The organism is Acinetobacter sp. CAU_H_29a_1, assembly GCF_058599505.1.
Map to the genome: position 1 here is coordinate 599,184 of NZ_CM178655.1, position 20,344 is coordinate 619,527.

A 20,344-nucleotide genomic window follows, 5' to 3' on the forward strand; every position below is an offset into this window, starting at 1 on the left:
GGCATGACATAAATAGTCAAAAAGCGTAAAAAGTTATGTCCAATAAAAAAGGCGCAATTTGCGCCTTTTTTATCTATTTATGCTTTTTAGAGTGGCTTAAGCGGCCTTATTCGGTGCTGAAACAGGGGCTTTAGGCTGGAAGTGAACTATACATTTGCCATCTACTGTTTGTGTGCCAACTTTTAACTGCACGGCTTTACCATCGGTTTGACCTTGGCAGGCTTTGGTTGCGGCTTGTTGACGCGCTTGACGTTCAGCTAAACGTTGATCGTATTGCTGGGTTAACTCAGCACGTTTCGCATCGGTTAGTGGTTCGCCACGCTGCATATGCATGCCACGGAATTCACCACGATCGGCTTGATCACCACGCATTGGTCGATGTTCACCACGTTTCATTTCATCACGGTTCGGTTTAAACGAAATCGCACATGTGCCTTCTAGTGTTTGTTCACCTGCTTTAACTTGGACTGCTGAACCCACTGCTTTGCCATCGCAGGCTTTTTTAATGTCTTGCATGACCTGTTTACGTTCAGTACGCATTTTTTCAAACTGTTCGCGTTGTTCAGGTGTCATGTGACGGTCTTTCTGATAATGACCATGCATATGTTGCGACTGCTCCATATCTTTCGGTGCTTGGGTGGATTGACAGGCAGTCAACGCACCTACAGATAAAACGCTGGCAGTGGCTAAAGCCATTTTTGTCATCTTATTCATTCTACAACTCCCCCATACAAGAGCATCTCATTTTGGATGATTAAAGATTAAATAATAAAGATGTAGAAACAATGGAGAGTTTTTTGGTGCAGTGTTCTATACAATAACAAGGCAAAAGAACGACCGAGAGATTGCTTTTGAAGATTCGCCGCGTACCGATTGCTTTACGCTTATTCCTCACTGTATTGCTGACCACTTTGGTGATTACCACGGTGAGTTTAGGTGTGCTGCATTGGACGATGCAAAAGAATTTTGCCAAATATGTGGCGGACGTGGAAATGCAAAAGCTCGATCATCTGATTGATAACTTGGCTGGCGTTTATAGTACCTATCATGACTGGGGCAATGCCATTCAAGCACAAATTTTGCAGATTGAAGGACATGCCGCGCCAGATGATTATGACCGTCTCTCTCGTTGGTGGCTGCGCCGCCAGTACGATATTGCTCTGCAACAGCGTTATTTTAAAGAGAATACCAAAACCTTACTCAGTGATGTCTCTACCACTGAAGTCAAACATGAAAAACAGATTTTAACCGAACAAGAACTGCAAGCTTTGGAGGAAAACTTACCTTCGGAGTTTCAACCCTTTGAAGGTTTAAAGTTTCCGCTCAGCGCCAATCAAAATGTTTTCCGTCCAGATCGTAAAAAAGAAGAGATTGAACAAGAGAGCAAACAAAACGCAGGCAAAAAACAGTTTATTTCCACGCCTGACCGTTTAGGTCTTAGCTCGCGTTTGTCTTTATACGATACGCAGCGTCAGTTTGTGGTCGGTGAACCCTCGGATGATCAAGTTTCTTTCCGTCCTATTGTGGTGAATAACCAAGTGGTGGGCTACTTGGGGCTGAAACCAGTTCTCGATCAAGATGATGCGTTGAGTATCAACTTCTTTAGTAACCAAAAACGTTATTTATTGCTGGTCTATGGTTTAACCGTTTTTGCTAGTTTAATTGCTGCACTGTTACTTGCGACTTATTTTAAGACGCCAATTCAACGTTTATTGAATGGTACGCGTGAATTAACCAAGGGTAATTTTCAGCATCAAGTTAAAGTGAATCGAAACGATGAGCTGGGTGATTTATCCAATGAACTGAACCAACTGGCGGTGATTTTAGATCAGCATGAAATTTCACGTCGTCAGTGGGTGTCAGATACTTCGCACGAGTTGAAAACACCGCTGGCAGTGTTACAAGCGCAGATCGAAGCGATGCAAGACGGAATTCGAAAACCAACGCCTGAGCATTTTGAATCGATGTTACGTCAAGTCACCAGCTTGAAAAAACTCACGCATGACTTGGCTGATTTGGCACAAGCGGAAGCACAGCAATTAAACTGTTACTTTGCAACCGTGAACCCGTGGGCGGTGATTGAGCAAGAAGTGGAAAACTTTAAGCCTAAATTTGAACAGGCCCATTTAAGCATTAGTGTCGAAGGTGAGGGCGCCGAGTTACAACTTGATATTGACCGCTTTAAGCAAATCATGGTCAATTTGTTGGGCAATAGCATTCGTTATACCGAAGCGGGTGGTCAGGTTCGAGTCCATACGGAACAGTCTGCAACAGATTGGACAGTCTATGTCGATGACAGTCCATATGGTTTAACTGATGAGCAACTGGCACGACTCGGTGAGCGTTTCTATCGAGTCGATGACTCGCGTACGCGGAGCACAGGTGGTACAGGTTTAGGTTTGGCTTTATCGGCTAAACTGGCTCAGGCTTTGGGCGGCGAATTGAGTTTTGATCATTCGCCTTTGGGTGGTTTACGTTGCAAGTTAACGTTCCCAAAAAAATGAAACACAAAAGGAAGTATGTATGAAACATATTATGCTGGTTGAAGATGAAGTAGAACTTGCACAATTGGTCCGCGATTATCTTGAAGCAGGGGGCTTTGAAGTCAGTATGTTTCACGATGGTCAGGACGCATTTGATAGCTTTACGCAGCGTAAACCGAGTCTGATGATTTTAGATTTAATGGTGCCGCGTATGGATGGCTTGACCATTTGCCGTAAAGTCCGTGAACAGTCTGATTTGCCGATCATTATGGTCACTGCACGTACGGAAGAAATTGACCGCGTGCTTGGCTTGAACATGGGGGCAGATGACTATGTGTGTAAACCCTTTAGCCCGAAAGAATTGGTAGCGCGTGTCCAAGCTGTGTTACGCCGTTTAGAGCGTAAGGCTGAGCCTGAAGATCAGTCTTTGTTCCGTATGGATAAAGCGCAGCAACGTATTTGGTATCAACAAAAGCCTTTAAACCTAACACCGACCGAGTTTCGTTTACTGGAGTTGTTTTTAGAGCATGTGGGACAAGTCTATTCACGTGCGCAGTTACTAGATCATATTAACCCAGACAGTTTTGAAGTAGCTGACCGTGTGATTGATAGCCATATTAAGAACTTACGTCGTAAGATTTCGGATGCAGCTGAAACAGGTAACCGTCATGAATGGGTGCAGGCGGTATATGGTGTAGGCTACCGTTTTGAATATCCTGAAGATTAATTCAGTTTTCTGAACGATAAAAAAAGCGGATAAGCTGAGGTTTATCCGCTTTTTTTATGGGATTCAAGCAAAGGCGGCAATCGAAATCAGCAGTTCGCTTAAACCTCTAGCTTGTGAAATGAAACCGAGCAATCTGCAATTTAAAAGGACAAGACTGGTTGATCGTCTGTGCAAGCGGTACAATTCATTTTTTTATCAGATGAGCATGTGTTTTGAGCAGCGAGACGCCTAAACTTCAGCGCCGTTTAAAGAACCGCCATATCCAGTTGATCGCCATGGGTGGTGCAATTGGCACAGGGCTGTTCTTAGGTTCAGCACATATTATTGAATCTGCTGGCCCATCGATTATTTTGGGTTATATGATTGGCGGTTTGATTGCATTTTTAATTATGCGTCAGCTCGGTGAGATGATTGTGCATGAGCCAGTGACGGGTTCATTTAGCTACTTTGCTTTTAAATATTGGGGGCGGTTTTCAGGCTTTTTAACGGGCTGGAACTACTGGGTGCTGTACATCTTAGTGGTGATGACTGAGCTGACCGCGATTGGTAAATATGTGAATTACTGGTGGCCACATATTCCTGCGTGGGTCTCGGTGCTGGTGTTTTTTGTGGTGATCACACTGGCCAATCTTGCCAATGTCAAACTGTATGCGGAGTCTGAGTTTTGGCTGTCGATGATTAAAGTTGTGGCGATTATCGCCATGATCATCTTCGGGGTTTATCTGTTGTTGACGGCTGATGTCGGTTCAACCGCATCCGTCACGAACTTATGGGCACATGGCGGGTTTTTCCCGCATGGCTTTGAAGGCTTGTTTTATATGCTGGCCTTTATGATGTTTGCCTTTGGCGGCATTGAGCTGATCAGTATGGCGGCTGCGGAAACAGAAGATCCTGAAAAGAACATTCCAAAAGCCGTCAATCAAACGGTGATTCGGGTTTTCCTGTTCTATATTTGCTCACTGGCGATTCTTTTGTCTTTAGTGCCTTGGAATGAATTGGATTTGGGTGGCTTAGATAAAAGTCCATTTGTGCTTATTTTTAAGCAAATTGGCATTGATTGGGCAGCGCATTTACTGAATTTTATTATTCTGACGGCATCAGTTTCTGTTTGTAATAGTGGGATGTATGCCAATAGTCGCATGCTTTTAGGTCTGGCAGAACAAGGCAATGCCCCGCAAGTTTTTAAGCAGGTGAATCGGCAAGGGACACCGATTGCGGCTGTTTTATTTTCAGCATTACTGATTTTTGGGTGTGTGCTGCTAAATTACTTCTTGCCTGAAAAAGCGCTCAGTTATCTGATTTATATTGTGGTCAGTGCGGCGGTGTTGAATTGGATGATGATCAGTTTGATCCATCTTAAATTTAGACAGAGTATGAAAAAGCAGGGCATTCAAACTAAGTTTCCAGCGTTATTTACACCGTTTAGCAATTATTTTGTTTTAGTGTTTATGCTGATGATTTTATATATCATGTGGAATCAGGGTTTTATGCTTTCCGTGTTGATGCTTCCTGTGTGGATCCTCGTGTTATTTGTGTTATTTAAAACATTGAAGCCGAAGAAGAGCTAAAGCGCAAGTGATGATGTTGAAAAGGACTCATATTGAGTACTTTTTTTATTGGGTTTTTGATCATTTAGGGTTCTGGTTCATGGGTGAATTATAAGTATCTAAAATAATGTTTTAGTTTGTCTTTTTACTTTTACGTTTGTTTTAGACAAAGTTGATGAGTCGATATTCAAATCAGCAACTGAATATGAAAATGAACAAGATTTTACTGATTCTCAATGGGTCTTTATCTGAGGTTTGGCATGACCTGCTGATTAACTTGGGTGGAGAGTGAGCGACTCTCATACTTCATCTTTTCGGATTGATATGTATAGATAATTAAATAGGCAAAATCGAGAAAGAGTGATTGTATTTCCAACAGATTGAAGTACTGAGCTATAAAGTTGCTTTTAAAGTACTCAAAAATTCATTTTAAGGAGTCAAGTTTAGCTTCAGTTGTCCTGAAAACTATCCACAATTTCTGCGGATAATTTTGGGGGTAAGTCTAATTAAGCTTATTTTTCCATGTACGTTTTGGCTTACAACTATTCAAGCGGATTGCGTCTAGGTCAGTCCCAAGATTTTTTATATGATGCAGTCATAGAGAACAGGAAGTTCCAAAACATAAAACAAAAATGATAAGTTCAACACTAGGATGTGAGGTACGACAGGAGTTATACCTAGCTAACCAATACGAAAAAGCCCGACAGGATGTCGCAATGCTGTTCACTTAAGCAATTGAAGCGTGGCGGAGTTTGTTAGAGAATCCGATGTCGGGTTTGGCATTGGATTTTTTATGGTGTTTCAGCAGGATCTTCTCGACCTCAACAGTCTGTTTAACTTCTCGGATCTGAATACATTTACTCATAATATCCCCATTGAGTGGGTTGAATCTGCACTTAAATTGAGCAGTTCGGCTACTATCCGCAGGCGACGCTTGCCCGCAGATCAGGTTCTTTGGCTGGTTCTCGGAATGGCGATTTTTCGTGATGAGCCTGTCCATGAAGTGGCAAGAAGACTAAATATTTGCGCTCAAGGACTGGCCTCTCTTGACCTGTTGGCACGCAGCGGGGTAACTGAAGCACGTAAGCGTTTGGGTGCAGATCCTGTGGAGTGGCTGTTTCGCCAGACAGGTCAGCACTGGGGACATGAGCGTTACCCAGATGATCAATGGCAGGGGCTTCAGGTCTTTGCTGTCGACGGTGCACTCTTGCGAACCCAAGATACAAATGATCTTCGTGAGCATTTTGGCTCAGGGAATACTTCCACGCAGCGCCAGACGCCATTTCCGATGCTACGGCTCGTCGCACTGATGAATGTGCGCTCGCATATATTAGTCGATGCGCAGATCAGTCCCTATCGCCGGGGGGAGATTCCTCTGGCGTCGAAGTTTCTCAGCCAGATTCCCGATCATTCGATCACCTTGTTTGACAAGGGTTTTTGGAGTGCGGACTTATTGCTTTCACTCTCGATGCAGGGTCAAGGTCGTCACTGGTTGATTCCGGAACGCAAAAATCTGAAAAGTGAGGTGATCGAGACGTATGCAGAAGATGACGTGCGGGTACGGATGAAAGTATCACCCCAAGCAAGAAAGAACAACCCGATGCTCCCCGAATACTGGGAAGTCAGGCAAGTCAGTTATGCTGTGGATAAGGGACGAATAAAGACGGTTCTGACCTCGCTGCCGGCCGATCAGTATCCTGCAAAGGATATCGCTAGACTCTATCAAGAACGCTGGGAAATCGAATTAGGTTTTCGGGATATCAAAAGCTCGATGCAGCATAATGCCATCACGCTTCGCAGCAAGACAGTAGAGCTGGTTTATCAAGAGCTGTGGGGTCTATTGCTGACCTACAATATTATCCGGCGAGAAGCGGCATTTGCAGCGGTAGCCTTTGGGCGTTCACCTTCGGATATCCGTTTCAAGCCTGTATGCCAGTACATAGCCGTTCAGCTGATCGTGATGGCGAATGCCAACCCATTATCAAGAACTGGCAGGCGGCTATCGGAGCTGAGATCAGGGATAGGTAGCCTGTTTCTGGAAAGGCGTTCGAGGGCAACAACACCCCGAACGGTTAAGATGTCAAAAACCCGTTATCCAGTAGATCGAAATGCTGCTCCTCTTAAGTGAACAGCATTGCGACAGGATGTCGGGCTTTTTTTATGATCTATGAATGCCTCATTTCACTTTTAGTTTCAAAATTTGGGTTCAAATGGGCAATACGTAGAAAACGTCGAAAAACTGTCTAGCCGAGACAATATACGTTCAAATCCATGACCTGTTTGATGCAGTGATAGGGTTGAGCTTTACAAAATGTAATAGGAATAATTAAAAATTTTTTCATTCAATACATATTTAGGTGATGGCTTGAAGCGCAGCGATTCGCTGTCTTTGTAGTTTATTCAGCTTGGATACCACGAGCTCATAAGAGCTATGTACCAGATCAATGACTAAATCCGGATCTAAGTCTTCATCTTCATATATTGAAATCCAATGCTTTTTATTCATATGCCAACCTGCATGAATATACGGATAAATATCACGTAGCATCGCGCCGTGGTCAGGCGTAACTTTTAAGTTACTTAAAGCCGCGCCACTTAAAGATGAATTGAGCAAAAACATTTTATCCATGACTTTATATACATCACAGCCTTCACCAAAGGGCTGACTACACGTCACTTCTGGCAGGGCAAGTGCAGCTTTTGCAGCAATAAGGTGTAAGGACATGTTGATCATCACTCTAGTGGGCGAAGCCCTGTGGATATTGTTTAATTTATCCACAGTTTAAGCCAAATGCTTAAGAGGAACAACTCACCATCACCTCAGGAACATCCGTTGGTAAAGGTGCTAAATCCTCAGCTTTCTCTAGTGCTAGATTCCGCTCAAACGGGCGGCTAAGCAGGTCAAATAAGCGTTCGACTTCTGAGAAGTCATTCCGCTCAGCTAGTTCAATCGCTTTTTGTGCCATGTGATTGCGTAGGATATAAACGGGATTGGCTTGTTGCATGGCTACATTGAGTTCTGTTGTGTCTTGATTTGCACGAATTTGTTCATATTGTGCGAGGAAACTTTCAAATTGACGACGGTCAAGGCAGTCATCTTTAATCGTTTCATATTGTTGATTCTGTAAACGCGTAAAGCTTTGTGTGTAGTCGAGCTGTTCGGTTTGTAGAATCCGTAAGAAAGTCATGGCACAGTCAAAACTGTCCATGTGGAAATGAGGTAAGCCCATTTTTTGACTTAAACCCAGTTTGTAGTGCTCCAAGAACGTGGGTTCATAGTGCTCTAAGCAATCTGCAAGGTCTTGCTTCCATTGTTCTTTGTCATAGTCTTGCGGACAAAGTGGAATGAGGTTATTCAACCATGTCCATAAGTTCCAGTGTCCAATGCTCGGCTGCTGCTGATAGGTATAGCGACCTTGGTAGTCGGAGTGATTGTTAATCCAATTCGGGCGGAAGCGCTCCATAAAACCATAAGGGCCAAAATCGAGGGTTGAACCTGTAATGTTTAAATTATCAGTATTCATCACCCCATGTGCGAAGCCGACCAGTTGCCATTTGGCAATCATTACTGCAGTCCGTTGAATCACTTGAGTTGCAAATGCCAAAACAGGTTGCTCTGCCTCTAAACACTCGGGGTAATGCCAAGCGATGCATTTTTGGGTAAATTCGTCGAGTAAATTAGGTTGGTACTGGTTTATCCACTCAAAATGTCCCAAGCGAATATGACAGTCCGATGTACGTAACATCATCGCACCGAGTTCCAGTTTCTCCCGCTGCACACCTTGAGCTGATGAAGTAAAGCCCACCGCGTTGCTTGAAGCCACGCCTAAACTATTCAGCGCATGTCCAGCCAAGTACTCACGAATGACGGAGCGAAGTACCGCACGACCATCTCCCATACGTGAGTAAGGAGTAGAGCCGGCACCCTTTAAATGCAGGTCAATGGTTTGCCCATGTTGATTGAGAATCTGTGCGATCAATAAACCCCGACCATCACCGAGCTGTCCTGCCCACTGACCAAATTGATGTCCTGCATAGACCATTGCCAATGGTTCAAATTCACTAAAGGTTTTTTGTCCGCTACAAATCTCTACCCAAGACTGTTTGTCGGCTTCAGACCATTGCAACTGTTCTGCCAAGGCTGCATTGAAGTGACCTGCTTTTGCGCCTTTTAGTGGCAGGGGCTGTTGATGGTGATAAAGTTTTGACGGAAGGAGAGAATAGCGTGAATTGAACTGCATAGTGAAGGATCACAAGGGATAAGCCATGACCCCATCAATATAGCAAAGTTTTAGTGTTAAGACATATATCCAACTGTTTCAGTCAACTATAAACAGTTTGGCACCTTTTGAGGTGGATGAGCGATGGGCTTCGGCTTGATCCGCAACTTGGTAACTCATGCCAGCCGTGAGGGTAAAGCTACGACCATCATCTAGTTCGGTGTGTAGTTCGCCTTCTAAGCACAACAGGATATGTCCTTTAGAACACCAATGGTCGGCCAGATAGTTTTCCGAATACTCCACCATACGCACGCGAATCGCGTCAAATTGCTGAGTACGCCATAGGGCATAACCCTGATCACCTGTATGGCGGGTGGTTGGTATCTCGGCCCAGTTGGTGATACCGAAAGGAATATTCTTAATATCCATGCTGTTATCCTTTATGAACTGCTAAAAAAAGCCCCTTGCGGAGCTTTCTTTTGAAATGCTGAATCAGAGATTAATTATTGTGAAACAGGGGCTTTTTTAATGCTACGCATCAGTGTGGTCAAGGTTTGACGGTGATGACCTAAGCGCTGTTCAACCAATTGAAATTCAATTTTGAGCTTCTCATCCATTTGATGGATTTTTTCAGCCACTGCTGTTTTCTTGGCTTGAATTTCTTGTTCTTTCAATTTTGCCCAGTCATTCAAGGTTTGGGTGAATGCATCATACTCTTGCGCAATACGAGCTTTCGCGGAACTAATGTCATCACTGACATTCAGACCATGAACTTCTAAGTCTTGTTCAGCATATTTAAACTTCATTGCAAGTTCAGCTTTTTTAATATTAAAGCTCGGAATACGACGTAAGTTTTTAGCTAAACCCAGTTTTGAGCATGACCAAATCAACCATTTGGTTGGGTCATATTGCCACCATTTCACCCCGTTACGATAGTCGTATTGGAAAATGTGGTGGTAGTTATGATAACCCTCACCCCAAGTGGCAATGGCTAACCAGAAGTTGTCACGTGCAGTATTTTCGTCGGTATATGGACGTTTGCCCCACATGTGGCATAAAGAGTTAATGAAGAACGTGACGTGGTGGCTCAGGATTAAACGCATTAATCCACCCAATAATAACACGCCCCATAAGTCACCTACGGCCCAACCAATCGGTAATAAAATACCCATGTGGACGCTGATTACTAAAGGAACATAGTATTTGTGTTGGAACATCACCAATTTATCATTCAGTAAATCGGGTGCATTTTTAAAATCAGGTTCTGCTGATGGATAGTCACGAAGCATCCACCCCATGTGCGCATACCAAAAACCATTGTTAATCGAGTACGGATCTTTCTCGATATCATCGACATGGCGGTGATGGGTCCGGTGACCTGAACTCCAAAATAAAATACTGTTTTGCACGGCAAAGGTACCCATAATCATCAAAATGATTTTTAAAGGTAAGCTTGCTTCATAAGCACGGTGTGCCCATAAGCGGTGATAGCCAGCGGTAATACCTAAGCTACTAACACCCAGTAATACAAACATGCTGATCCAAGCGGCTAAGCTGAAATCATGCTGAAAGGCATATAAGGGAATTGCAATCACAGCCACAATGGGAAGAAAAACCAATGCAAAAATTGCAACCCAGTTAAATGGGGCTTTGGGTAGGGGAGCATTCATCTCCAACAGCACTCCTGAAACCTTGGGAGGTATAAATGGAAGGTCAATCCATTACTTTTTGCATGGATTAAGCTACAGCATATTAGCATGAGCGAACCTTGGTTCACTAGCATTATTGTACAGATGTATTGTACTAAACAGTAACAGAATACGAATGTTTAGATATCGAAATTATCGAAGCATTTCTAGGCTTTATCGTAGCAGAGCGATCAATATGAAAAATAAACATTTTCAGTGCCACTGCTCATGTAAAACTCAAGTCAATCTGTGGCCTGTTCAATGCACATCTATCAAATGTTGTAGCATCATTTTAGGAAAATCTGTAATTAATCCATCAATGCCGCAGTCACGTAAATGTTTGGCGCGCTCGATGTCATTTACCGTCCAGACACTAGTGGCTAAATTCGCTTGTTGTGTGGCTTTTAACAAGTCATCGGTTGCCAGTTGGTTCATCCAGCCGATTTGGCAACAGTCGTATTTGAGCGCTTGTTCAATCGCAAGATGTTGAATATCGTCTTCAATCAATAAGCCACGTTTAAATGTTGAGTGTTGATCTTGGAGTGCTTGTAGGATTTTAAGATCAAAACTGGTGATGACCGCACTGTGTTCAAAGCCTCTAAGTTGCTGTGTGAGATGGTGTGTTAGTCGTTCCGCTTCAGCTTGTGTTTCTACAGCTTTGACTTCAACTTCAAGATGTTCAAAGTCCTGCATAATCTGGAGTGCTTGTCGTAGTGTTGGGGTACTTTGCTTTTCCCAGTCTAGCCAAATATGTGCTTGGTTATAGCTATCGAGTTGTGTGCTGCTTAATGGGTAGAGCGCTTGGTCGATCCCAGTGGTTCGGAGCATGTTGTCATCATGCATAATGATCAGCTCATGGTCGTTGAGCTGACGAACATCAAATTCAACCGCACGTATGCCTAGATCATGAATATATCGAAAACCGCCGAGTGTATTTTCTGGGGCTTCGCCACGTGCACCACGATGTCCGATGATTCTCATATTGAACCTGATCTATATACGTCTTTTGCGTGATTGTAGCGCTAAAAATATCTGATTGGGATAGATTCTAAGGTGGAAATATCAGATATGCGTAAATGCGATTCGTAATGGTTTGAGGTAGGACTGAATTTGAATGAAATGTTTCTGTGATATTTAGGATAAGAGATGGTAGTAGACGAGTTTTACGGTAAGCATCCGGCTAACACAGCCTTACCAAGCGATCCTATAAGCCTTAATTTAGTTCCCACCTAAAAACAAGTGGGGACTTAATCCATGAACATGGATATATATTCAGCAACACTTCCTGTTGCTAAAAAACGCCGAAAATACAGCAAAGAATTCAAACTCAGTATTGTCAATGCCTGCAAAAATCCTAATACCTCGATCGCTTCGGTCGCACTGCAACATAGTATTAATGCCAACCTTGTCAGTCGTTGGATCAGGATCTTCAGCCATCATGATGGTGCCGTGCAGGATCCTACTCATGTGAATCCAGCATTTATTGCTTTGCCTTACACTGCTGCAATCAGCCAACCTATTGATGAGAGGATCACGTTGTGTATCACCGTGCCTCATACGAATAATGATATTCAGCTAAAATGGCAGACATCAGAAATACCTGCCTTGGCAGAATTACTCAAGGCACTTGCAACATGATCCGTATCAATGAAATTTGGCTCTCTACCCAGCCCATGGATATGCGAGCAGGTATGGATACTGTCATGGCTCAGGTGGTGAGAGCCTTTGGCTACATCAAACCGCATTGCGCCTACCTGTTCTGTAATAAACGTGGTCATCGTATGAAAGTGTTGGTACATGATGGACTGGGCATCTGGCTGTGTGCCCGGCGTTTGGAACAGGGTAAATTTCACTGGGCTCAAGTTCACCAAGGTGAAACCGTGGCCCTCAGCCCGGAACAGTTACAGGCATTAATCCAAGGTTTGCCCTGGCAGAGAATTGGATTGCAGCAAGTGGTGAATATGCTCTAAACCAAGCTCGACCATTCTGCCATCCTCCAAACGTTCTATTTCATTATCTTCATGACCTCAGGCATACTGCGGTCATGAATACGCTGCCTGACTTAAGCCAACTGACCCATGAACAACTGCTGGAATTCACCAGACAGTTGGCGATGCAGCATCAGTCTCTGGCACAATCTAAACAACAACTGGAACAATCAAATCAGCAATTAGATGCCAGAGTTCAACATCTTGAAGTCACCAATCAGCAATTAGATTCTAAAGTTCAACATCTTTCTATTCTCAATCAAAAATACGAGCATGAACTGGCGCTGTTTAAAAAGCACAAATTCGCCCAAAAGAATGAACACTTAACGGCAAAACAAATCCATCTGTGGGATGAAGCGGTTGAAGAAGATATTGCCGCGGTTGATCTAGAACTGGAACGGCTAAATGCAGATAAAACCAATGCAGCGACACAGAAAGCCAAAACCAATAAACCTAAACGTCGACCACTGCCAGATCATCTACACACCATCCGTATTGAGCATGAACCTGCATCAACCCAATGTGCTTGTGGCTGCCAACTTCGTCGTATCGGCGAAGATGTCAGTGAAAAACTGCATTTCAGACCGGCACAGTTCTATAAGGAACAGCATGTGCGTGGTAAATGGGTCTGTGATCAGTGTGACACTCTGACTCAGCAAGCGATGCCCGCCTATGTGATTGATAAAGGCATTGCTTCACCTGAATTGCTCAGCCATGTGCTGGTATCGAAGTATGCCGATCATTTGCCGCTGTACCGTCAACGTCTGATCTATCAGCGGGCGGGAATCGAACTTTCTAGATCAACTTTATCTGACTGGATAGGTCGCTGCGGTGTAGAACTGGAACCTCTGGCCAATGCCTTAAAAGAGGTGGTACTACAACAGCAGGTGCTGCATGCAGATGAAACACCGGTCACCATCATGCGGATGGGGGAGAATGATAAAAAACCGAAGAAAGGTTATGTCTGGGCCTATGCCACTACACAGTACAATCCAGTTCAGGCGGTGATCTATGACTTTCAGGATAGTCGTTCAGGCCAGCATGCTGCAGAGTTCTTGAAAGGCTGGCAGGGTTATCTAGTCTGTGATGATTACAGTGGTTATAAAGCACGCTTTAAATCAGGCCAGGTCATAGAGGTGGGCTGCATGGCCCATGCACGTCGTAAATTCCATGAACTGCATGTAACTGGGAAAAGTCAGGTCGCTGAACAGGCATTGGTGCTGATTCAGAAACTGTATGCGATAGAAGCAGAACTCAGGAAAAAGACCGATGGTACAGCGGAAGACCGCCGCGAATACCGACAACAGCATAGTCAACCAGTGATGCAACAACTATATGAATGGCTCAACCAACATCATCTGACAGTGCCATCGAGTTCTCCCACCGCCAAGGCCATCAATTACACTCTGAAGCGTTGGCCAGCTTTAAGCCGCTATTTGGATGATGGCAATCTACCGATTTGCAATAATTGGGTAGAGAATCAAATGCGACCTTGGGCCTTAGGGCACAAGAACTGGCTGTTTGCTGGCTCGCTGCGCAGCGGCCAGCGAGCGGCGAATATCATGACTTTAATCCAGTCAGCAAAGCTGAATGGCTTGGATCCGTATGCCTATTTAAGTGATGTGCTGAAAAGGCTGCCGACGCATAAAGTGACCCAGATTGAAGAATTGCTGCCGCACTGCTGGAAACCTAAATCGAATTAAAAATTGGTATGGGATTCAGCGGACGCTTACGTTTTACGCTTGGAAAATGGTTTTGGTTTCTTTTCACAAAAGAAAAATAATATCAAAAAGTCTTCCAGTGAATTGATCACAGGAAGACTCTGAAAAAATCTATTTCGTTCTAAAAACTTAGAATCGTTTAAATAGTTTCATTGATATTTTTTTGCCAAAGTACTTCCGAGCCACCTTCAGCACGCTGTAAAGCACGCGATGCAACAAAAAGCCAATCAGATAAGCGGTTGAGTAACTGTAGTGCGGTGCTTTGAATATTTTGATCACGAGTGTGCACCGACATTAAGCTACGTTCAGCTCGGCGACATACCGCTCGTGCTTGATGGGCATAGCTACATGCTAAAGAACCTGAAGGTAAGATAAATTCTTTAAGCATAGGTAAGTCTTCATTCATACGGTCAATTTCTTGTTCAAGAAACTCAATACAAACCGGTTGAAGCAAGTGATAGTTTGGAATACACACTTCACCACCTAAGTCGAAAAGCCAATGTTGAATGAGGCTTAAGCTTTTGTCCCATGTGGCTTTGTCTGTGATTTGGCTTACATTAATTTGAGCACGAAGTACACCAATTGTTGAATTGAGCTCATCGACATCACCAAGTGCGGTAATTCGTAGATCATCTTTAGTTACACGTGATCCATCACCCAGACCTGTGGTGCCTGAGTCGCCAGTACGGGTATAAATTTTACTTAAACGGTGGCCCATAACTTTTCCTTATGTTGAAATGAAAAAAAAAGGATAATGCCGGTCAAAACATTATCCATAAACTGCGCTGTTTTAAATTGTTTTTTGAGTCTTTACATTAAATTAATAACGGAAAGTGACTCCGGCGGTAGCAAGGCGACCGCCATTCACATAATAGTATCCGCTACCATAAGATGTCGTTTTGTATTCAACATCACCAATATTCTGAATATTTGTAAATAATTTAACGTTAGGATTTACATTCCAGAATGCATTTACATCAACAGTAGCATATCCAGAAATTGTACTATTTTTGGGTCTAGATTTAGCTGAAAGTGATGCACTAATGCCATACACTTCATTTTGTAGTCCTGATGTCAAAGTCAGACTTTGGCGTGAACGGCGAGATATATCTTTATCAGTTTCTTTGTCTTTTGGTTGTACATAAGCATATGAAAGATTGGTAAATAACTCATCTTTTGCCCAATCAAGGTTAAACTCGCCACCTGTAAATGTTGCTTTTTTAACATTGTATAGGCGACCTTCATATGTAATTGGATCGGTTACATAAGTAATCAGATCATCAACTTCATTTCGGTATGCAGATAAGCCCATTGTTAAGTGATCTGTAAGTTGTTGGTCGAGACCAATTTCATATGAAATACTTTCTTCTGGTTTCAACTCAGGATTCCCACCCCAGCTTAATGCATATAAGTCATTATTCGTTGGAGCGCGGAAAGCAGTACCAATATTGGTATAAATACTAGTAGCTGGTAAAATTTGATAACGTGCAGCAGCTTGTCCTACTGTATGAGTCCCAAATGTCTCATGATCTTCTACACGGACACCTAATTGGGTGTGTAGTTTTTCGGATTGGTATTGGTGTTGAACAAAATAACCTGTACTTTCAACGGTTTTATCGTAGTCGACAATACCAAAAGAACTTACAGAAAAGACATCAGATTTAATATTTTTTGTTGCAATTCCTGCCAAGAGATTCTGAGTAGAGCTAAATTGCCATTTACTATAAAGTTCAGCTTCTTTTGTTGTATTGTAGATTGCATCATGAGAATCATTTTGCTCAAGTTCATCTTTGAATTGAGATAAGCGAGCATGAAGTGCAAAGTTATCGCTTAGGTTTATACGACCTTTCACATTAATGATTTCATTTTTAAAATCTTGCGAGATATTTTCTAAGCCTATGACGTTCCAATCATTATCATATATACCATCAACATAAGTTGAATTACCTTGGTTTTCCGAATAATCAACAGAAGCCGCATATAGTTCTTTTTCTACACCGAATTTTGCACTAAAACCCTTTTGATCATAGGCTCCTGCATTGACTTGAGCATCTTTGAAGTCTGTAACTTGTGTACCATCAGATTCTAAGCGTTGTCCACGAATTTGTGCATAAATTCCATTCTCAGCCAAATCTGCACCAATGACAGACTTATAGGTATTATGCTCACCGATTTCACCAGTTACAAAAGCCCCAGTTTTTTCTGGTGTTTTGGATACGAGTTGTACTACGCCACCAATTGCATCTGTTCCATATAATACAGAGGCTGGACCTTTGAGTACTTCAATTTTTTTAATATCAGTGGTATCAATGAATGAGAGTGAAGCAGAACCTGCAGAGCCAGTATTTAGACGAACACCATCTCGTAATACAAGAGTATGAGTATCGTTTGTTCCACGCATATAGATAGATGCAGTTTGACCATAACCGCCATATTGCATCATATCGATAGAAGCATCACTCATGAGCAAATGTGGTAATTCTGCAATAGGAGATTGTTCAACAATTTGTGGTTCAATAATAGAGATTCTTGAAGGAACGTCTTTAATCTTTTCTTCAGAACGTGTTGCAGTTACAACGAGTGTGTCTAAAGAAGCATTAACAACATTCGTATTGTCTTGTGCAAATGCTGTTGCGGAGAAACCCATCGCAATAGCGATTGCGCCCACTAAAGCTGTAGGCTGAAATAAATTTGGCATGCTGGCTCCATACATTCACCCCCCGTGAATGATTGAGTTAAATGGCGCAATAAGCAGGTCTCCGGACTTAAATATAAATATTGCGAACAATATTGGTATATCCATCTTCCCACACGAGTGCAGTGATGTAAGTGTAAACACTTATAAAGATATACGTTTCGTTTTACCGTTGCGGGGGCAGTGTTGGACTCTCACCAACTTCCCTAAAGCATAGTGCTCAGACTTATTGCATTTGGGCGAAGTATAAGGTTTGTATGCGAATTAAACAATCTATGTAAAGATTTTTCAGGATGAACTTTACGCAAGGTGAAAAAATTGCATTACAATGATTCGCCCTGTTATTTATAGATCAGCTATAAATAGGGTTGAGCCAGAGTCATAACCTATGCGAACCCGTGCCAAAATTTGTGGAATTACCCGTAGCCAAGATATTCAAGCTGTGGTCAATGCTGGGGCTGATGCGATTGGTTTTGTATTTTTCCCGCCTAGTCCACGTCATGTCAGTGCAGCTCAAGCCAAAGAATTGATTCGATATGTGCCTGCCTATGTGCAAACTGTTGGGCTTTTTGTGAATGCAACTGCGGATGACATTGCCGATGTGTTAAAACAAGTGGCACTGGATATTATTCAGTTTCATGGTGATGAAACACCAAAAGACTGTCAGGCAATTGCGGCACAAGTAGGACGTCGTTGGTATAAAGCCATTCAGGTGAAACCTGAACTGGATGTGGTTGCAGAAGTTCAACGCTTCCAACAGGCCGGGGCAAGTGCAGTGCTCTTAGATGCATGGCATCCTGAACTGAAAGGGGGAACAGGACACAGTTTTGACTGGTCACAATTCCCTAAGCTCGATATTCCTTTAATTTTAGCTGGTGGTTTAACCCCAACTAATGTTGAAGACGCTATAAAGACGACTGGGGCTTATGCTGTAGATGTCAGCGGAGGCGTCGAATCCGCTAAAGGTATAAAAGACCAACAACTTATAGAAAACTTCATGCAAGGAGTCCATCGTGGATCAGCAAAGTAATGTGATTGACTATACCCAATACCCAGATGAACGTGGGCATTTTGGTATCCATGGCGGACGTTTTGTGTCAGAAACTCTAATGGCAGCATTAGAAGACTTAGAAAAGCTCTATTTCCGTATGAAGGATGATGAGCAGTTTCTGGCAGAATTCGACCGTGACCTCGCCTATTATGTAGGTCGTCCTAGTCCTTTATATTATGCTGAGCGATGGTCGAAAGAATTGGGTGGTGCGCAAATTTACTTAAAACGTGAAGACCTCAATCATACAGGTTCACATAAAGTGAACAACACCATTGGTCAGGCTTTATTGGCAAAATTGTCGGGTAAAAAACGAATTATTGCTGAAACTGGCGCAGGTCAGCACGGTGTTGCAACGGCTACGATTGCAGCGCGTTTAGGGCTTGAATGTGTGGTATTCATGGGTGCAGAAGACGTGAAACGTCAAGCCATGAATGTCTATCGTATGCGTTTACTCGGTGCGACCGTTGTGCCTGTGGAAAGTGGCTCTAAAACATTGAAAGATGCCATGAACGAAGCAATGCGTGATTGGGTGACCAATGTTGATTCAACTTACTATGTGATTGGTACAGTTGCAGGCCCGCACCCATATCCTCAATTGGTTCGTGATTTCCAATCGATTATTGGTCGTGAAGCTCGCAAACAAATTCAGGAACAAGCAGGGCGTTTACCTGATGCCTTGGTAGCATGTGTAGGTGGTGGTTCAAATGCAATGGGCTTGTTCTACCCATTCTTAAACGATGCTGATGTGAAAATGTACGGTGTTGAAGCTGCAGGTTATGGCATTGAAACGGGCAAACATTCTGCACCGTTAAATGCTGGTCATGTTGGTGTATTGCATGGTAACCGTACATATTTGATGTCTGATGAACAAGGTCAGATCATTGAAACCCATTCGATTTCAGCAGGTTTAGATTATCCAGGTGTAGGCCCTGAGCATAGTTTCTTAAAAGATATGCACCGCGTGGATTATGTGCCAATCAATGACAATGAGGCTTTACAAGGTTTCCGTGATTTAACCCAGATTGAAGGGATTATTCCAGCACTGGAAAGCTCTCATGCCATGGCCTATGTGACTAAACTTGCGCCAACCATGTCTAAAGACCAAATTATTATTGCGACGGTTTCAGGCCGTGGTGATAAGGACTTAATGACTGTGGCACGTATTGATGGCGTAGAAATGGTTGAGATGTAATTACTTCCTTGAAGCCTCCCCCATGTAGGGGAGGTTTTACGACTAGATTTAAAGAATCGTGTTGGGTGAAAGCTCAGCACGATTTTTTCTTATGTAGATAGTTTTGGTTCAAAAATGAGCGCTTAAGAGTTTAAAAATTAATATAATTATTTGATTCGAGGAAAGACTGTTTGCAATTGTTTGAGGCAGACTATTAGTTGAACTATACAGTTTCTGCGATATAGTGAACGAATTGATGATATGTGCCGAGTTTTGCAAACGGAAATGCCTTTGGTTACTTTGGGCAAAACCAAAGTAACATGACGAGCTCTGCAAATAAGAAGTACAAACTGTAAGACTCCGTCATGTACATTTTAATTTGAAAAGGAGTAAAACATGCCTAGCCTATTTATGGTCATGCTTGGTGGTCGTCATGCCCGTGCCAATACCGAAGTTCATGATGTTGTATTTGCAGTCGCTGACAGTTTAGAAGAGAGTTACCCGCAACTTAAAAATGCGTGGTTTGGTGAACAAAAAGGCTTACATATTGATGCTTGGACGCAAGTGAATGGTATTGAATGTCGAGGGAAAAAATATCAAATACAGTTTAGCGATGCACAGCCTCAAGTCACAGATGAAAAACTGTGGTTAATCAACTTGGGTGGCTATGACACACGTGAATTTGGTGAGTTACATCGTTATGTACTCGTCGTTGCCCAACATGCCTCAGAAGCCAAACAGCTTGGCAAACAATATTTTGATCAAAAGTGGCAAAAGCAACATACTGACCGTGTTTTAGATGTCGATGATTGTATTGCGATTGATTGTGTACATGGGCGTTATGTGGTTTTGGTTGAAGCTGAATTCGATGCAAACACATGGGAAAATACATATCTCATGTTAAATTAGGTTGGATTATTCCTAATTTTTTAAGTGATGTATTAAAACGAAAAGCAGGTTTAGCGAATAATTTGATGAAAAAACAAACTAAATACTTTTCACCTTTAAAATTATAGGCATAATAGGCTTATGGATATTAATTAACTTTTGCTT

Annotated in this window: 18 protein-coding genes and 1 riboswitch; of the genes, 10 read left to right on the forward strand and 8 right to left on the reverse strand. The window is 42.8% G+C overall.

Annotated features, from left to right (window positions below):
• Positions 1-96 precede the first annotated feature (96 nt).
• Complete coding sequence (locus tag AC4MDD_RS03010) at positions 97-714, reverse strand: hypothetical protein (RefSeq protein ID WP_062031399.1); 618 nt, start codon at positions 712-714, stop codon at positions 97-99.
• 137 nt (positions 715-851) lie between these two features.
• Between AC4MDD_RS03010 and baeS the strand changes: the two genes are divergently transcribed.
• From baeS to AC4MDD_RS03030, 4 genes are all read left to right on the forward strand, one after another.
• Positions 852-2,504, forward strand: a complete 1,653-nt coding sequence (gene baeS / locus AC4MDD_RS03015) for a sensor histidine kinase efflux regulator BaeS (RefSeq protein WP_062031476.1) — start codon at positions 852-854, stop codon at positions 2,502-2,504.
• Between the two features lie 19 nt (positions 2,505-2,523).
• Positions 2,524-3,210 carry a response regulator gene (locus AC4MDD_RS03020; protein WP_491882271.1) on the forward strand — a complete coding sequence of 229 codons (687 nt, stop codon included), beginning with the start codon at positions 2,524-2,526 and terminating at the stop codon, positions 3,208-3,210.
• Between the two features lie 212 nt (positions 3,211-3,422).
• The gene (locus AC4MDD_RS03025) at positions 3,423-4,778 is read left to right on the forward strand and encodes an amino acid permease (RefSeq protein WP_062031396.1); all 1,356 of its coding nucleotides are present in this window, start codon (positions 3,423-3,425) and stop codon (positions 4,776-4,778) included.
• Between the two features lie 772 nt (positions 4,779-5,550).
• Positions 5,551-6,885: an IS4 family transposase gene (locus AC4MDD_RS03030; protein WP_201953753.1), complete on the forward strand. Its 1,335-nt coding sequence runs from the start codon at positions 5,551-5,553 to the stop codon at positions 6,883-6,885.
• A 225-nt stretch (positions 6,886-7,110) separates the two neighbouring features.
• Here the strand turns inward: AC4MDD_RS03030 and AC4MDD_RS03035 are convergent, their stop codons facing one another.
• From AC4MDD_RS03035 to AC4MDD_RS03055, 5 genes are all read right to left on the reverse strand, one after another.
• On the reverse strand, positions 7,111-7,482 hold the full coding sequence (locus tag AC4MDD_RS03035; RefSeq protein WP_062031393.1) for an MmcQ/YjbR family DNA-binding protein: 372 nt from the start codon (positions 7,480-7,482) through the stop codon (positions 7,111-7,113).
• Positions 7,483-7,552: 70 nt separating this feature from the next.
• Positions 7,553-8,998: a protein adenylyltransferase SelO gene (locus AC4MDD_RS03040; RefSeq protein WP_062031389.1), complete on the reverse strand. Its 1,446-nt coding sequence runs from the start codon at positions 8,996-8,998 to the stop codon at positions 7,553-7,555.
• Between the two features lie 78 nt (positions 8,999-9,076).
• Positions 9,077-9,406 (reverse strand): DHCW motif cupin fold protein, encoded by a 330-nt coding sequence (locus tag AC4MDD_RS03045; protein ID WP_062031386.1) that lies wholly within the window; start codon positions 9,404-9,406, stop codon positions 9,077-9,079.
• 74 nt (positions 9,407-9,480) lie between these two features.
• Positions 9,481-10,647: an acyl-CoA desaturase gene (locus AC4MDD_RS03050; protein ID WP_004697764.1), complete on the reverse strand. Its 1,167-nt coding sequence runs from the start codon at positions 10,645-10,647 to the stop codon at positions 9,481-9,483.
• A gap of 276 nt (positions 10,648-10,923) precedes the next feature.
• Complete coding sequence (locus AC4MDD_RS03055; RefSeq protein WP_058951656.1) at positions 10,924-11,646, reverse strand: glycerophosphodiester phosphodiesterase; 723 nt, start codon at positions 11,644-11,646, stop codon at positions 10,924-10,926.
• A 273-nt stretch (positions 11,647-11,919) separates the two neighbouring features.
• Between AC4MDD_RS03055 and AC4MDD_RS03060 the strand changes: the two genes are divergently transcribed.
• From AC4MDD_RS03060 to tnpC, 3 genes are all read left to right on the forward strand, one after another.
• Positions 11,920-12,303, forward strand: coding sequence for a transposase (locus tag AC4MDD_RS03060; RefSeq protein WP_151707538.1), 384 nt, complete (start codon positions 11,920-11,922; stop codon positions 12,301-12,303).
• Positions 12,300-12,635 (forward strand): IS66 family insertion sequence element accessory protein TnpB, encoded by a 336-nt coding sequence (gene tnpB / locus AC4MDD_RS03065; RefSeq protein WP_000619347.1) that lies wholly within the window; start codon positions 12,300-12,302, stop codon positions 12,633-12,635. The genes AC4MDD_RS03060 and tnpB overlap by 4 nt, the downstream gene beginning before the upstream one ends.
• Positions 12,636-12,709: 74 nt before the next feature.
• Positions 12,710-14,356, forward strand: coding sequence for an IS66 family transposase (gene tnpC, locus AC4MDD_RS03070; protein WP_491882272.1), 1,647 nt, complete (start codon positions 12,710-12,712; stop codon positions 14,354-14,356).
• A 157-nt stretch (positions 14,357-14,513) separates the two neighbouring features.
• Here the strand turns inward: tnpC and AC4MDD_RS03075 are convergent, their stop codons facing one another.
• Positions 14,514-15,092 carry a cob(I)yrinic acid a,c-diamide adenosyltransferase gene (locus tag AC4MDD_RS03075; RefSeq protein WP_491882273.1) on the reverse strand — a complete coding sequence of 193 codons (579 nt, stop codon included), beginning with the start codon at positions 15,090-15,092 and terminating at the stop codon, positions 14,514-14,516.
• A 102-nt stretch (positions 15,093-15,194) separates the two neighbouring features.
• Positions 15,195-17,072, reverse strand: a complete 1,878-nt coding sequence (locus AC4MDD_RS03080) for a TonB-dependent receptor domain-containing protein (protein ID WP_183173867.1) — start codon at positions 17,070-17,072, stop codon at positions 15,195-15,197.
• A gap of 35 nt (positions 17,073-17,107) precedes the next feature.
• A riboswitch (cobalamin riboswitch) is annotated at positions 17,108-17,314 on the reverse strand.
• Positions 17,315-17,457: 143 nt separating this feature from the next.
• On the opposite strand from AC4MDD_RS03080, the gene AC4MDD_RS03085 reads away from it, so the two are divergent.
• The 3 genes from AC4MDD_RS03085 (at position 17,458) to AC4MDD_RS03095 (ending at position 20,200) form a co-directional block, all read left to right on the forward strand.
• Positions 17,458-18,099 (forward strand): phosphoribosylanthranilate isomerase, encoded by a 642-nt coding sequence (locus AC4MDD_RS03085; protein WP_062031377.1) that lies wholly within the window; start codon positions 17,458-17,460, stop codon positions 18,097-18,099.
• A complete protein-coding gene (gene trpB, locus AC4MDD_RS03090; protein ID WP_183173866.1) occupies positions 18,083-19,312 on the forward strand; it encodes a tryptophan synthase subunit beta in 1,230 nt (409 codons plus the stop codon). Before AC4MDD_RS03085 ends, trpB begins: the two co-directional genes overlap by 17 nt.
• A 375-nt stretch (positions 19,313-19,687) precedes the next feature.
• Positions 19,688-20,200 carry a DUF1543 domain-containing protein gene (locus AC4MDD_RS03095; RefSeq protein WP_062031374.1) on the forward strand — a complete coding sequence of 171 codons (513 nt, stop codon included), beginning with the start codon at positions 19,688-19,690 and terminating at the stop codon, positions 20,198-20,200.
• Positions 20,201-20,344 lie beyond the last annotated feature (144 nt).